Raw genomic sequence first — 12,522 nt, forward strand, 5'->3', positions numbered from 1 at the left:
CGCACCCAAGGCATCCGAGCCGATGGTGAACGGCTTCGATCCGTCGCGCATCGAGGAACTGCCCCCTCGGGCACGCCGGCAGGTCGGCGACCGGGAACGGCTTCTCGGGCCCGGGTACCGACTGTTCTACGACGAACCCGTCGAAATAGTGCGCGGCGCAGGCACGCTGCTCTACGACGCCGACGGCAACGACTACCTCGACGTGTACAACAACGTAACGAGCGTCGGCCACTGCCACCCCTACGTCGTCGAGGCCGTGCACCGGCAGCTCTGCACGTTGAACACCAACACCCGCTACATCCAGCAGTCGATCCTCGGCTACAGCGAGCAGTTCCTGGGCACCATGCCCGCCGAGCTCGGGCACGTCATGTTCACCTGCACCGGTTCTGAAGCCAACGACCTGGCGATGCGAGTGGCCCGGTACTACACCGGCAACCACGGCATCATCGTCACCTCCGGCGCCTACCACGGCCTCACGGCCGACGTGTCGTCCTTCTCGCCGTCTCTGGGCGTCGGCGTTCCGCTGGGGCCGCACGTGCGGACGATCAGCGCCCCCGATCGCCTCCGGCACGGTGGAGACGGCGACGTGGTCGAGGCCATCCGCCGCGAAGTTCGGGAAGCCATCTCCGACTTGGAACGCCACGGCTTCGGGGTCGCGGCATTCATCGCCGACACGATCTTCTCCTCCGACGGCATCTACGCCGACCCCGCGGGCTTCCTTCAGCCGGTCATCGAAGAGGTCCACGCCGCCGGCGGCCTCTTCATCGCCGACGAGGTACAGCCAGGTTTCGGGCGCACCGGAAAACACTGGTGGGGGTTTCAGCGCCATGGCCTGGTACCCGACATCGTGACCACCGGCAAGCCGATGGGCAACGGCATACCCATCGCCGCCGCCGCCTTCCGGCCGGAACTACTCGTCGAGTTCGGCCGCAACATCCGATACTTCAACACCTTCGGTGGCAACTCGGTATCGATCGCAGCCGCTCAGGCGGTACTGGACGTGATCAACGACGAGGGTCTGATCGCCAACGCCGACGAGGTCGGCAACTACATCAAGTCCGAGATCGCCACGCTGGCCGCCGGCTACGAGCAGATCGCCGAAGTGCGCGGTGCGGGATTGTTCGTCGGCGTGGACATCGTGACCGACCGTGACTCCAACACTCCCGACGGGGAGGCGACGCTCCGCGTGGTCAATCACATGCGGCGCCGCCGCGTTCTGATCTCCGCATCGGGACCACGGGGGAGCGTCCTCAAGGTCCGCCCACCGCTGCCCTTCTCGATCGCCGATGCGGATCGCATGTTGGAGAATCTGGCCGTGGTTCTGGCCGAGGAACTGCATTGAGCGGTGGCCCCAAGGTCCGGCCCCGGATGCCCCTCGTCGAACTGCTTGCCACGAGTGGGGTCGAACTCGACACGACGAGCAGGCGCCTCGCCGAGTACAGCTACGACGCGTCGAACTACCGCGTCCCGCCGCTGGCGGTGGCGTTTCCGCGCAACGCCGACGACGTCAGCCGCATCGTCACGACGTGTCAGCGGGCCGGTGTGCCCATCGTCGCCCGTGGTGGTGGAACATCGATGGCAGGCAACGCGATCGGCCGTGGAGTCGTCCTCGACACGTCGCGCCACATGAACGCCATCGTGTCCATCGACGCTGAAAACCGGACCGCCGTCGTCGAGCCAGGGGTCGTCCTCTCCCGTCTCTCCGAGGCCGTCGAGCGACGCACCGGGAATCGACTGACCTTCGCGCCCGACCCCTCGAGCAGGAACCGCGCCACCATCGGGGGTTCCATAGGCAACGACGCGTGCGGCAACCACTCGGTTCGGTACGGCCGCACAGGTGACCACGTGGTGTCCCTCGACGTGGTGCTCGCCGACGGAACGCGACTCACCGCCACCCGCAGCGGACTTCGTGCCACGGACCCCGACGACACGGCCGCGGTCGAGCGTGCGAGTGGGTTGACCGCCGATCTCAAGGCCCTCGCCAGCGGCTACATGGCCCAGTTCCGTCTCGAACTGGGCCGCATTCCGCGGCAGGTGTCGGGTTTCCACCTGGCGAATCTGCTGCCGGAGAACGGCTTCGACGTCGCCCGCGCACTCGTGGGCAGCGAGGGAACGTGCGCGATAGTGGTCGGGGCGACCATGCGGCTGGTGGACGTGCCGTCGTCGGCACTGCTATTGATCGTGGCCTATGACGACGTCGTGGACGCGGCGCGCGACGTCACGACCATCTTGAAGTACTCGCCCGCCGCGATCGAGGGCATCGACGAGCGAATCGTGGCGACCATGAAGGCTCGTCGTGGCCCGGAGTCGGTGTCCGAACTACCGGCTGGGCGCGCGTGGCTCTACGTAGACCTCGACGGGGAGGACGACGTCGCCGTCGAGGCGGAGGCCAGAAGGCTCCTGCGCGACCTTCGCGCCCACGGGCGAGCGCTGGACGTCCGCGAAGTTCACGACCCCACTGAGCGCAGGAAGTTGTGGCGCGTTCGAGAGGACGGCGCGGGCCTGTCATCGCGGCTGGAGCTGCCCGACGGATCGAGCGTCACATCGTGGCCGGGCTGGGAGGACTCGGCGGTCGCCCCGGAAGATCTCGCCGACTACCTCGCCGACTTCCGGGTGCTGCTCGAACGGCACGGCCTCATCGGGGTCATGTACGGGCATTTCGGCGCCGGGTGCATGCACATCCGCATCACGTTCGACCAACGCACACCGGAGGGTCGACAGGTGATGTCGGCCTTCCTCACCGCCGCCGCCCGTCTGGTGGTCAAGCACGGCGGCACTCTCTCGGGAGAACACGGCGACGGCAGGGCCCGCTCCGAACTCCTCCCCGAGATGTACTCCCCGACCATCATGGAGGCCTTCTCGACCTTCAAGAGGCTCTTCGACCCCACCAACGCCCTCAACCCCGGCATGATCGTCGACCCGGAGCCGGTGACCGAGGCGTTGGCGCTGGCGGACATCCCCGCGCTGCCGTGGCAGACGACGTTCGTTCTGCACGACGCGAACGGCTCGGGAGGAGGGTTCGCGGACGCCGTCCAGCGCTGCATCGGCGTCGGACGGTGCCGCTCGCACGGTGGGGGCGTCATGTGCCCCAGTTTTCGGGCCACTGGTGACGAGAAGGACTCCACGCGCGGCCGCGCCCGCGTGCTGCAGGACATGGTGCGCGGTGCGGCCAGCGTCGAGCAGGGGTGGGCGTCGGAGGACGTGCGTGAGGCGCTGGATCTGTGCCTGTCCTGCAAGGCATGCTCGTCGGACTGCCCGACCGGCGTGGACATGGCGACGTACAAGGCCGAGTTCTTCGATCACCACTACCGTGGGCGACTCCGCCCGGCGGCGCACTATTCGCTGGGCTGGCTCCCTCGATGGCTGGCGATGACGTCGCGGATGGCGCCGCTGGTCAATGCCGTGTTGGCCAGTCCGCTGCGCTCGGTGGGACTCCGGTTGGGCGGCTTGACCACCGAGCGTCCACTACCGAGTTTCGCCTCTCGGCGCCGACTCCGCCGCGAACTGTCACCCCACCGCACCGGCCGTGGTGACGTGGTGCTGGTCGTGGACTCCTTCACGAAGGGCTTCCGACCCGAGGTCGCCGGGGCGGCCCTGCGGGTCGTGGAGGACGCCGGACGGGCTGCAGAGGTGCGCACCGACGTCTGCTGCGGGCTGACCTGGATCTCCACCGGACAGCTGTCGCAGGCGCGAAAGCGATTGAGCCGCAGTGCCACTGCGCTCGACGACGGTTCCGACCGACCGGTCGTCGTCATCGAGCCGAGTTGTGCAGCGGCGCTGCGCAAGGACCTACCCGAACTCGTCGACACGCCGGCCGCTCACCGAGTGGCTCGACGGGTCCGCACCTTCGCCGAACACGTCAGTGCGCAACGGGCCGGCGGCTGGACTCCGAGTGCGGCGCTGCCCTCCGCGGTGACCGTGCAGACCCACTGCCACGAGTACGCCGTGTTCGGTGCTGCCACACAGGTGCGGGCACTGAAGGCCGTCGGCATCGACGGCGTCCGCGAGGCCACCGGGTGCTGCGGCGTCGCCGGCAACTTCGGTTTCGAGCGGCAGCACTTCGACGTCAGCATGGCCGTCGCCGAGCAAGCGCTCGCACCGGCACTGAGGGCCGATCCCGACTCGGTCGTGCTCACCGACGGGTTCAGCTGCCACATGCAGGCCCGGCAACTCACCGGCAACCCCGCACCGACTGCCTCTCTGCATCTCGCGCAGATCCTCGACCCCCGCAACCGACAGGAGTCATCCCCATGACCACACCCCACTCTGCCGTCGCATCGATTCGCACCGAACTCCTGATCGACGGGCAGTGGCGGGCTGCCGTCGAAGGACGAGTGTTCGACGTCGAGAACCCGGCCACCGGTGACGTGCTGACCGCCGTCGCCGACGCCGACCCGGCCGACGGAGACGCCGCGCTGGCGGCCGCGGTGCGGGCACAGGCTTCGTGGGCGCGCACCGCCCCGCGGTACCGCAGCGAGATACTGCGCCGCGCATACGATCTGGTGATGTCACGCCAGGACTGGCTGGCTGAGGTGATGACCCTCGAGATGGGCAAACCGCTCGCTGAGGCGAAGGGCGAGGTGGCCTACGCCGCCGAGTTCCTGCGGTGGTTCTCCGAGGAGGCGGTACGGGTCTCCGGCGACCACACCACCACTGGGGACGGAGCGAACCGGATCATCGTGACCCGCGAACCGGTCGGCCCGTGCGTGCTCATCACCCCGTGGAACTTCCCACTGGCGATGGGAACGCGCAAGATCGCGCCCGCGGTCGCCGCCGGGTGCACCATGGTGCTCAAGCCGGCGCCGCAGACTCCGCTGAGTTCGTTGGCGCTGGCCGGGATTCTGCAGGAGGCAGGTCTGCCAGACGGCGTGCTGAACGTCGTCAACACGACCGACGCGGCGTCCGTGGTGGAGCGGTGGATGACCAGCGGCAAGGCCCGCAAGGTGAGCTTCACCGGCTCCACCGGAGTGGGCAAGCTGCTGTTGCGCCAGGCCGCTGAGACCGTGATGCGTTCCTCGATGGAACTCGGCGGCAACGCCCCCTTCATCGTCTGCGCGGACGCGGACGTCGACACCGCCGTCGACGGTGCCATGGCCGCCAAGATGCGCAACATGGGGGAGGCGTGCACCGCCGCCAACCGCATGTACGTTCACCGCGACCTCGCCGCGACGTTCGCCGAACGGCTGGCGGCGCGGATGGCGGCGTTGACGGTGGGCAACGGACTCGAAAGCGACACCGAGGTGGGGCCATTGATCGACTCGGCGGGGCGGGCGAAGGTCCAGCGACTCGTCGACGATGCGCTGGCGCGAGGTGCGACGGCACTGACGGGCGGCCGGCTGCCGGAGGGGCCGGGTTACTTCTACCCACCGACCGTCTTGGCTGACGTCTCCGCCGAGTCCGACCTCATGAGCACCGAGGTGTTCGGACCCGTCGCCCCGGTCATTCCCTTCGACGACGAGGACGACGTGATCGATCGCGCCAACGACACCGAGTGGGGATTGGTGGGATACCTCTTCACCCAGGACATCGACCGCGCGTTCGACCTCAGCGAGCGACTCGAAGTCGGCATGGTGGGTGTCAACACCGGGCTGGTGTCCAACCCGGCCGCACCGTTCGGCGGGGTCAAGCAATCCGGTCTGGGACGCGAAGGCGGCAGGGTCGGCATCGACGAGTTCTTGGAGTACAAGTACCTCGCGGTTCCCCGACGCCAGGGCCGATCAATCGCGCGATCGTGAACTCCGGGGACGAGCCGACGTTCACCGAGTGGGCGGAGACCACGTACGCGGAGGTGCTGACCAGACTGCGTTCCGACCGCCGGCACGGGGGGATCGTGCTCATCGGTGTTGACGGACGCAGCGGGTCCGGCAAGTCGACCTTCGCGGCCAACCTGGCACGTGCAGCCGCGCACGTCGCCGTCATTCACACCGACGACATAGCGTGGCACCACAGTTTCTTCGACTGGCACGACCACCTCGTCGACGGCGTGTTGTCACGACTGCGACGCGCGGGGCCGCCGGTCGCGTTCAGGCCGCCGGCGTGGGACGTGCGCCACCGGCCGGGCTCCGTCGAGGTTCCGGCCGACACGGAAGTACTCGTCGTCGAGGGCGTCGGTGCGTGCCGCGAGCAACTGCATTCCTGGTTCGATGCGACGGTGTGGATCCAGTCCGACGCCGATCTCGCGTATCGCCGCGTCCTTGCTCGCGGTGACGATTCCGTCGAGTTCGTCGACGATTGGACAGCGCGCGAGATCCCCTTCCTGGCGAATGATCGTCCCTGGGCACGTGCCACGGTGGTCGTGTCGGGCCAATCATCGTTGGGCGACGGACGGCTCCTCATCGCCGAAGGTCCGCCGTGCACAGCCGAGCGTGATGGCCACCATGCGTGGCGGTGAGCCGATCGGCGACGAGGTGCGCGACATCATGTCCGCCTGGGCAGGCGGCCGGCAACCCAGCGTCCTGTTCGACTTCAACGGGACCCTCTCCGACGACGAACCGGACCTGCTCTGCGAGACGTTCCGTGCCGCATTCGAGGAAGGCTTGGGATGGACCATGACGGCGTCGGTGTATCTCGCCGAGTTCGTGGGACTCAGCGATACCGAGATCGTCACCAAGGCCGTTCATCGCCGGGGCGACGGCACTGCCGAACAGATCGCCCGAGTCAAACGACTACACACTGCCTTGTATGCCAAGCGAGCCGAATGCGAAGAACTCGTAGCCCCGGATACGGTCCAGCTCGTCGAAATGCTGGCTGAATATCACATTCCGATGGGAATTGTCACTGGAGCGCAGCGCGAACAGGTGCTGGCGGTGCTCGGTTCGTCTCCCATCGCCGACCTGATCCCCGTGATCGTGGCGGACGAAGACGTCCAGCATGGCAAACCGGACCCGACGGGATACGCCATGGGGGCGAGAGCGTTGCGCGTGCCCGCACGGGAGGTCTTGGTGTTCGAGGACTCGGTGGTCGGAGTCGGCGCTGCGCTGGCCGCTGGCATGCGGTGCATCGCGGTCGCAGGTGACGGGCCCAGCGATGGCCTGCGCGCGGTCACGACTGGCGTGATTCGACGGTTGACGCCACGACTGCTCGATGGGTGCTTCGACCAGAGGTAGATCGATCGACGTACCGCCCGAGCACCCACGACTCGACTGCCCGCTCCTCGATCGGTCGGTTCGGCATCGCCGCAGGCTCACTCAGCCCGGCCAGGCCCTCGTCCTCTTGCCCGACATTGGCCGAAAGCGATTCTGCGCGCACGCTTCCAGAGGCTGCGCGAGCCCGGGTCCCCCGTCGCGGAGCCAGTCGGAGATGTCAATCTCGGTCTGCGCGTCGAGGACGTGGCCGAGCCACGTAGGCCGACCGCCGGCACGATGACGGGGGCTGACGGCGAGACCACGACGACGTTGGAACGTTCGCACGGTCCGAGGCAGTCGCTCGTGCGCAGGTTGCCGATGCCCTCGAGTGGCGTCGGGTTAACGACCGCCCGTAACGAGGGGCCTAACGGAGATTTACACGAAGCGACGCAACAGATGCGGCAGTGGCTGCCGCTCAGAGGCCTTCGGTTTCGTCCGACATAGGCGGGTGCGCGGTACGTGCGGGCAAGTTGCATGTCGTGTGAGGGTGCGCGCCTGCGAACGCGCAAACGCTTGCGGGAGGCACCGTTCTTTCGAAAACAAAGTGGCCGCGGACTGTGGGTAATGCGAACCTCACCGGGCAGTGCGCGTCATCTGACCGCTAGAAGCCAAGCCCGACGACGAGGTCCCACGGATCGGGCGCGGCCAAAGCCATCCGGCCCAGCCGCCGCGCGTGGTGCGCGGGGGTGCCGAACTCGTCGGCCCAGCTGCGCGCCCGCATCGTGGCGAGCCACAACCGGTGCTCGACGGTGACGCCGATCGCGCCGTGCAGCTGGTGGGCGGTGGTGCTCACCGAGGCGACCGCTCGGCCGACGGCGACCTTGGCCGCCGTCACCGCGAAGTCAGACTGCGGGCTGCCGAACCCGTGATCGTCGGCCGCGGCGGTGGCCAGTGCCGTCACCGCCCGTGCCCGCTCGACTTCACCGATCATCCCGGCCAGCGAATGCTGCACGGCCTGAAAGGCATTGAGCGGTCGGCCGAACTGCTGGCGTTCGCGGACGTGCGCGGTGGTCAGCTCGACCGCGGCGTCGAACGCGCCGACGATCTGCACGCACCGCGCCCAGGCCCCGCGGCGCAGCAGTTCGTCGTACGTCTCTGCGGGCAGTCGGACCGCATCCTCGACTGCCACGTCGAACTCCACCGCGGCGCGGGGCTCGCCCGCGGGGTTGGCCGTCGGCGTGCCGGTCCACGGCGGGAGGACCGCGACGTAGGTCGCGTCGGGTGCGCGGACGGCCAGGAGCACGGTCGCAGCCCCGGGCCACGGCACGCCGGCGGCCGTTCCGACGAGTCGGCCGCCGGACGGCTCAGTGGTGGCCAGTGCCACGGTCGCCGTACCGTCCGCGGGGAGCTTCAGGCCGGCCGTCGCCGCCAACCACCCTGCGAGGACGTCGGTTTCGGCTGCGGGCGCTGCGACGAGGTGACGCGCCAGACCGTGCAGCACCACGGCTGCTTCGCTAACCCCTGCGTCCTGCTCGCTGGTGAGTCGCGCGAGTCCGGTGTCCTCCAGCGTGCGCCACGCGTCGTCGTCGACGGGCTCGGGCACCACCGGCGTGCTCGCCCGCGCATCGAGCGCGCGACGGCCGATGTCGTCGACGAGTTCGCGGAGTTCCGCGTTGTCCGTCGACGGAGCCTCGCGACTGCCCTTGGCCACGATGCCGCGGAGCACCTCGTTGGTGCCGCCGCGCAGGGTGAACAGCGGCGAGTGGACCCGTGCGGTCGTCAGCATGGCGCGCAGTGAAGCCGCGTCGTCGACGGCGTCGATCAGGTCGGCCGCCACCTCGACCGAGTCCTGCTCGAAGCGGGTGCCGAGGTCCTTCACCAGTGCCGCACGGACATTCGCGTCCTGGCCCTCGGTCAGCGCGCGGGCCACGGAGATCGACAGCTGGCGCACGGACACCATCCGGGCGACCAGGTCGCCGATCTCTGCAGCGGTGCGATCGTCGGTGTCCTGCGCTGCCAGCGCGCGGATGGTGCCGAAAAGCAGTGTGGCCGTGGACAGCACGCGTTCGGGTCCGCTGCGCTCGAAGCCGAGTTCCGACGTCACCTGGTGCCATCCGTCGCCGACCTCGCCGAGGAGGTCGTCGTCGGTGAGGTGGACGTCGGTGAACAGCACCTCGTTGAAGTGGTGCTCACCGTTCATCAGCACGATGGGGTCGATCGTCACGCCGGGCAGGTCGGTCCGGACGACGAACTGGCTGAAGCCGGCGTGCCGGTGGTCGGGGTCCAGCGGGCTGGTGCGGGCGAGCACCACCATCTGATGCGCCTCGTGGGCCCCGCTGGTCCAGACCTTGGTGCCGTTGAGCGACCAGCCGTCGTCGGTGCGGGTGGCGCGGGTGGCGACGGCGGCCAGGTCCGACCCCGCGCCGTGCTCACTCATCCCGATCGCCGAGTACAACCGGCCCTCGGCGATCCGCGGCAGTATGCGTCGGCGCTGCTCCTCGGTGCCGTAGGCGAGCAGGGCGGGGGCCACCTGGCGGTCCGCGATCCAGTGCGCCCCCACCGGGGCGCCGTGGGCGAGCAGTTCCTCGGTGACGACATAGCGGTGCAGGTAGCCGAGCCCGCGGCCGCCGTACTCGACGGGGACCGTCAGGCCGACGAAGCCGGCCTCGGCGAGCCGGATGCTGAAGGCGGCATCCCACTTGGACAGCCAGCAGTCGACGGCGGGCTGCCAGCCGAAATCGTCCTGATCGGCACGCAGGAACGTCCGCACCGCCGACCGGAGGTCGGCGAGGTCGCCGTCGTTGGCACACAATGCGTCGAATTCGCTCACCGATCACCACAGTAGTGCGGGTTGCGAAGCAGCAGGAAAAGTCATGTCCCCGGGCGGACGGCGGCGACATACTCGATCACTGTGACCGATCAGCCGAGCCCGGGCAGCGCACCGCGGCGGGACCGCCTGCGCGAGCTGCTCGACGCCGTCGTCGACGCGGCAAACTCCGACGTCGCCGACATGGCGCGCAGCTCGTTCGCCTCCGAGTTCCACTTCTCCCGGCAGGTCAGCCGGCTCACCGGGGAGCCGCCCGCCGCGCTGCGCCGGCGGGTCATGCTCGAGCGTGCCGCGTGGCGGCTGCAGCGTGGGGAGGGCGTCGCGGCGGTCGCCGCCGACGAGGGCTGGTCGTCGTCCGAGGTGTTCTCCCGGGCGTTTCGGCGGTCGTACGGGGTGCCGCCTTCGCAGGCCGCCGACGTCGACTTCTGGTTGACCGCCCCCAACGGTCTGCACTTTCACCCGCCGGAGTCGCTGTGGCTGCGCAGCAGCAGCGAGGACACCACGCCGGACGTATCCGGGCTGATGGTCGCGCACGACGTCGCCGACACCGAGTACCTGATCGGCTTGTCCGGCGAACTGGCCGAAGTGCAATGGCGCCAGCCCATTTCGCCCGGACAGGTGGTCCTCGACTGGGACGGCGAGGAGCCGAGCGTCGGCGCCGTCCTCGATGCGCTGGTGTGGACCAAGCAGGTGTGGCTGGCCAGCATCTGCGGGGCGGACCAACCGGGGCGCGGCGAGGTGAGGTCCGTCGCCGACCTGGCTGCCGACCACCGGGACGTCGCCGCGCGGTGGACTGCGATGATCGCCGACCACGCCGCTCGGGGCCGGTTGGGGGACACCGTGATCGACGCGCTCTGCGATCCACCGGAGTCGTTCCAGCTCTACGGGATCGTCGCGCACGTCCTGACGTACTCGGCGCACCGGCGAGAGGTGGCCCGCAGCATGCTCGCCCGCCACGGCGTCACGGCCGGCCGCGGCGACCCGTTGGACTGGATGAGGAGGAACTGATGGCCTGCGTGTACTACACCGCGTCGAGCCTGGACGGCTTCGTCGTAGACGAGGACGACAGCCTGGACTGGTTGACCAGCCGCCACCACGACCCGAAGGGACCCTTCGGCTACGAGGCGTTCGCCGAGTCCGTGGGTGCTCTGGTGATGGGGTCGGCGACGTATGAGTGGATTCTGAAGGACCAGCCCGGCGACTGGATGTACGAGCAACCGTCCTGGGTGCTGACCAGCCGGCCGGAGATCGTGGCCGACGGACACCCGGTCGAGACGTTCGACGGCACCGTCGAGGAGTTGTATCCGCACGTGGTCCGCGCCGCCGGTGACCGCGACGTGTGGCTGATGGGCGGCGGCCGGGTCGCGGCGCAGTTCGCGGCCGCGGGCCTGATCGACGAGATGGTGATGACCTATGCGCCGTGCTCGCTGGGCTCCGGAGCGCGCGTGCTGCCGACCCGATCGGAGTGGAGGCTGATGGAGTCGGCGGTGAACGGCGAGTTCCTCTGCGCGCGCTGGCTCAAGGCCTAGGGGATTCCCGCGCCGGCCTGCGTCAGGCCGCGAACCCCGGGCGGAGGAATTGGTGCAGACGTCCCTGCACCCGACTCGGGTAGGTCCTCGGAGAGCCGGGGCGGCGCAGGGTGCGCGTGAACCGGTTACCGAAGACGTTCACTTCAACGGTCCACATCGTGCGCTCCTCGGTCTACTCAGCTCAGCCTAAGGCGGACAACACAGTGCGGCAGTGCATGTATTCCGGATCACGAGGTTCGGTCGACCAGCGGTTGGTCAGGCACGTCGAACGGCCAGAACTCACCCCGGAGACCCGCGTCCGACTAGGGACGGGGCCACGTCTCGGGGAGGCCGTGTCCGCCGTCGACCACCAGAACCGTTCCGGTGACGAACGACGCGCTCTCGTGGGCGAGGAACAGCACGCACGCCGACACCTCGGCGGGCGATCCGCTGCGCCCGATGGGTCCGGCCGCGGCCGCGCTCGCCTCGAAGGGGAGCTGCGAGCCGGTCTCAACGTAGCCGGGTGCGACGACGTTCACCGTGATGCCGTTCTGCACCACCTCGAGAGCCAGCGCCCGGGACAGGCCGACCATCGCCGCCTTCGCGGCCGTGTACGTCGACTGGCCGGGCATCGCGTTCACCGTCCCGGTGGTGGACCCCACCGAGACGATGCGTCCGTAGCCCGCTGCGGTCATCGCCGGCACGACCGCGCGGCACATCAGGAACGCCGTGGTGAGGTTGCGGGCCAACGCCGCGTCCCAGTCCGCGCGCGACAGGTCGGCCACGTCGCCGTCGGCGTCCCACCCCGCCGCCACCGACGTCATCCCGGCGTTGTTCACCAGGACGTCGATGCGGCCCCACCGATCGAGCGCCGACTGCACCACCCGCTCGGCGCCGCCGTCGACCGTCAGGTCCTCGACGACCCCGACCGCGGAGTCCCCGAGTTCCGCCGCGCGCTCGTGGACGCGGTCGGACGTTGCTCCGAGGACGACGCGACCACCCTCGGCGACGAAGTCCCGTGCGATGGCGACACCGATGCCGCCGGGAGCCCCCGCGCCGGTGACGATGGCGACCCTGTCCTGAAAGCGCTTCGACGACATGGTCACCGACGCTACCGATCATC

The 12,522-nt window shown here is 69.1% G+C and carries 9 protein-coding genes and 1 pseudogene; 7 read left to right on the forward strand and 3 right to left on the reverse strand.

Annotated elements, in window-relative coordinates; translation table 11 throughout:
* Window positions 1-22 precede the first annotated feature (22 nt).
* Genes G6N64_RS07810 through G6N64_RS07830 form a run of 5 tightly spaced genes read left to right on the forward strand, consistent with a single transcriptional unit; the run spans window position 23 to window position 7,106 of the window.
* Complete coding sequence (locus G6N64_RS07810; protein ID WP_163801514.1) at window positions 23-1,342, forward strand: aspartate aminotransferase family protein; 1,320 nt, start codon at window positions 23-25, stop codon at window positions 1,340-1,342.
* A 26-nt stretch (window positions 1,343-1,368) separates the two neighbouring features.
* Complete coding sequence (locus tag G6N64_RS07815) at window positions 1,369-4,254, forward strand: FAD-binding and (Fe-S)-binding domain-containing protein (RefSeq protein WP_163796378.1); 2,886 nt, start codon at window positions 1,369-1,371, stop codon at window positions 4,252-4,254.
* Complete coding sequence (locus G6N64_RS07820) at window positions 4,251-5,735, forward strand: NAD-dependent succinate-semialdehyde dehydrogenase (protein ID WP_163796379.1); 1,485 nt, start codon at window positions 4,251-4,253, stop codon at window positions 5,733-5,735. Before G6N64_RS07815 ends, G6N64_RS07820 begins: the two co-directional genes overlap by 4 nt.
* On the forward strand, window positions 5,732-6,391 hold the full coding sequence (locus G6N64_RS07825) for a uridine kinase family protein (protein ID WP_197748338.1): 660 nt from the start codon (window positions 5,732-5,734) through the stop codon (window positions 6,389-6,391). Before G6N64_RS07820 ends, G6N64_RS07825 begins: the two co-directional genes overlap by 4 nt.
* Window positions 6,369-7,106 (forward strand): HAD family hydrolase, encoded by a 738-nt coding sequence (locus tag G6N64_RS07830; RefSeq protein WP_163796380.1) that lies wholly within the window; start codon window positions 6,369-6,371, stop codon window positions 7,104-7,106. Before G6N64_RS07825 ends, G6N64_RS07830 begins: the two co-directional genes overlap by 23 nt.
* A 619-nt stretch (window positions 7,107-7,725) precedes the next feature.
* On the opposite strand, the gene G6N64_RS30185 is transcribed toward G6N64_RS07830, so the two are convergent.
* Both G6N64_RS30185 and G6N64_RS07835 read right to left on the reverse strand, forming a co-directional pair.
* Window positions 7,726-8,790, reverse strand: coding sequence for an acyl-CoA dehydrogenase family protein (locus G6N64_RS30185; protein ID WP_343044058.1), 1,065 nt, complete (start codon window positions 8,788-8,790; stop codon window positions 7,726-7,728).
* Window positions 8,764-9,894: pseudogene (locus tag G6N64_RS07835) on the reverse strand (acyl-CoA dehydrogenase family protein); the annotation flags it as partial. The gene G6N64_RS30185 and the pseudogene G6N64_RS07835, both read right to left, overlap by 27 nt.
* A gap of 75 nt (window positions 9,895-9,969) precedes the next feature.
* Between G6N64_RS07835 and G6N64_RS07840 the strand changes: the two are divergent.
* Both G6N64_RS07840 and G6N64_RS07845 read left to right on the forward strand, forming a co-directional pair.
* Window positions 9,970-10,899, forward strand: a complete 930-nt coding sequence (locus G6N64_RS07840; protein ID WP_409370754.1) for a helix-turn-helix domain-containing protein — start codon at window positions 9,970-9,972, stop codon at window positions 10,897-10,899.
* Window positions 10,899-11,420 (forward strand): dihydrofolate reductase family protein, encoded by a 522-nt coding sequence (locus tag G6N64_RS07845; protein ID WP_163796381.1) that lies wholly within the window; start codon window positions 10,899-10,901, stop codon window positions 11,418-11,420. The genes G6N64_RS07840 and G6N64_RS07845 overlap by 1 nt, the downstream gene beginning before the upstream one ends.
* A 302-nt stretch (window positions 11,421-11,722) precedes the next feature.
* On the opposite strand, the gene G6N64_RS07850 is transcribed toward G6N64_RS07845, so the two are convergent.
* The gene (locus G6N64_RS07850) at window positions 11,723-12,499 is read right to left on the reverse strand and encodes an SDR family NAD(P)-dependent oxidoreductase (protein WP_163796382.1); all 777 of its coding nucleotides are present in this window, start codon (window positions 12,497-12,499) and stop codon (window positions 11,723-11,725) included.
* Window positions 12,500-12,522 lie beyond the last annotated feature (23 nt).

Source organism: Mycolicibacterium sediminis (genome assembly GCF_010731735.1).
Taxonomy (GTDB): Bacteria; Actinomycetota; Actinomycetes; order Mycobacteriales; family Mycobacteriaceae; genus Mycobacterium; species Mycobacterium sediminis.

Bases quoted from the DNA above. Each gene is read 5' to 3' on its own strand.
- G6N64_RS07850 (WP_163796382.1), bottom strand. From the start codon at position 12,499: ATGTCGTCGAAGCGCTTTCAGGACAGGGTCGCCATCGTCACCGGCGCG.
- G6N64_RS07820 (WP_163796379.1), top strand. From the start codon at position 4,251: ATGACCACACCCCACTCTGCCGTCGCATCGATTCGCACCGAACTCCTG.
- G6N64_RS07830 (WP_163796380.1), top strand. From the start codon at position 6,369: ATGGCCACCATGCGTGGCGGTGAGCCGATCGGCGACGAGGTGCGCGAC.
- G6N64_RS07810 (WP_163801514.1), top strand. From the start codon at position 23: ATGGTGAACGGCTTCGATCCGTCGCGCATCGAGGAACTGCCCCCTCGG.
- G6N64_RS07815 (WP_163796378.1), top strand. From the start codon at position 1,369: ATGCCCCTCGTCGAACTGCTTGCCACGAGTGGGGTCGAACTCGACACG.
- G6N64_RS07845 (WP_163796381.1), top strand. From the start codon at position 10,899: ATGGCCTGCGTGTACTACACCGCGTCGAGCCTGGACGGCTTCGTCGTA.